This window comes from Nostoc sp. CALU 546 (genome assembly GCF_048836525.1).
Genome location: NZ_JAWJTF010000380.1, coordinates 1 through 1762 on the forward strand (window position 1 = coordinate 1; position 1762 = coordinate 1762).

General features: G+C 43.4%; 2 protein-coding genes. One reads left to right on the forward strand and one right to left on the reverse strand.

Annotated elements, in window-relative coordinates:
* Positions 1–529, reverse strand: a 529-nt coding sequence (gene psbO / locus RRG12_RS43860) for a photosystem II manganese-stabilizing polypeptide (protein ID WP_420763342.1), incomplete at its 3' end; no start/stop codon positions are given.
* Between the two features lie 774 nt (positions 530–1303).
* On the opposite strand from psbO, the gene RRG12_RS43865 reads away from it, so the two are divergent.
* Complete coding sequence (locus RRG12_RS43865) at positions 1304–1651, forward strand: hypothetical protein (RefSeq protein WP_420761604.1); 348 nt, start codon at positions 1304–1306, stop codon at positions 1649–1651.
* Positions 1652–1762: the final 111 nt, after the last annotated feature.

Here is a 1762-nt window from a genome sequence, read left to right on the forward strand (position 1 = left end):
CTTTGAAGGTACCTTCAAAGCCCGTTGAAGTGTTAATACTGGTCAAACTGGGTTGGCTTTGAGCAACCAAGTTTTTGATGGTGAAGAGGAAAGGTACTCTCTCACCACCAGGAAGCTGCACAGTGATGGCTTGGAAATCAAGACCATCAGTTTCCGTAAATGTCAAGCTATTATCTGAGTTGATTTTTAGATCACCTTGCACCTGGTCAATGGTGGAAGTGTATCTGGTCAACAATTTGCCAGCAACAAATTCTGCTTCTTGCCGTTTATTAGCAGGTTCTTCTTTGATGAAGAAGCTAGTTGGCTCCAAGCAAAGTTCTTTGATGGCATAAGACTGGCTAGAATCAATGGGAATGGAACCACGGCTTGTTTCTGCTAGTTGGGGGCATTTGTTAGCCAAGCCAGTGCCACGAATTTGATCGTAAGTAAGTACATCTCTACCACTACTACTAGTAGGTGCATCACTACAAGCAGTTATTAGACCTAGGCACAAAGCCAAGAATGCAACAATTAAAGCGCGATACCTCATGGTCAACCTCAATCTCAAAAATTAATATCTAAGTTGTAAAACTGCATCGAAGCTTTGATCTCTGATGAGAAGCCGCTACTCTGCGAAAAGCTACCTTTGTTCAGAAACGACTTTGCTTTGATTAAGAAAGTTGAAGCAAGTGTCCGGGAGTTTAGGTTGTCAGCTGCTCAAACTTTTCTCTGCTAAACGTAGCTAAACGTGTCGCTCTCTTGAGCTTGGGGTGTAAAACCCATAATAAGTAGCACACTGAATCCATCTTTGGATGTGTGTTACTAGGGGAGCAAAAAACCAGCAGTTTTACTGTTGGTGGCATTTGTTAGAGTTGGGCGGGTGGATGAGTAATCTCCACACAGAGGAGCATAAATGTTTGCCTCAAAGAGCGCGAAGAGGGGTGTCTGCTTCGCACTTTGCTCTTGCTGATAGCAAAAGCGGCGTCGCCCAAGTCTTTTTGTATCATGTATGTGACGCCACTACATACAGCCCATTGTTTTATGGGTAAATCAGCCAGATCATACGATTTTTTTTAACTCAAAATCAAAGTACTCAAAATCCAAGAAAGTCTCGTCCTGATCACATCTAGCTGCTGTGGAGGCTATGGTAAAGGTTACTACGCTCTTTTAGGAGCGATCGCAATTACTTTTGATAAAGATACAAATCTAGTTATATTCATCCCTGACTAGGGCAAGTGAGGGGACAGGGGACAGGGAACAAACTAGGGAAAATTAAAAATCTCCGGTAAATTTGAGTTGACCTCATTTATACGGAAAGGGTGGCATGAACGATAACAAAAATATTGAATCAGGGGAGTTGTCTTGTAAAGTGCAAGCGATCGCAACTGTGGTGTATGATGCAGTCCAGGGTTGTCAAGGCGATACTGTAGCTCTTTTAGCTTTGCTGCGCCAATTGGAACAGTTACACCGAGAGATCCGGGATGGGGTTTTTCAAGAGAGTTTGCCTGTTAACCGTCGCCAACTCTACTCGCTGCTGAAAGATATTGAGTCTGAGGGAGGCTGGCCTTACATTGAGCGCATGAGACTACAAGCATTTTTAGCGAATTTGCCACAAGAAGCTCCCGAAGAAAATAACCATGAAGTTCTGGAGAGCGATCGCTCCTTTGGCTGATTATCTCGAAATAAATTTCTAACTCTGAATTAAAAACTCTGATCGCCTCATCAACCGCTAAACCAAGAGCGGTTGCCCATTGAGGCTTCAACTTAATTCGTAATGACGCTC

Coding starts and splice junctions, on each gene's coding strand:
- RRG12_RS43865 (WP_420761604.1), top strand. CDS start 1,304: ATGAACGATAACAAAAATATTGAATCAGGGGAGTTGTCTTGTAAAGTG.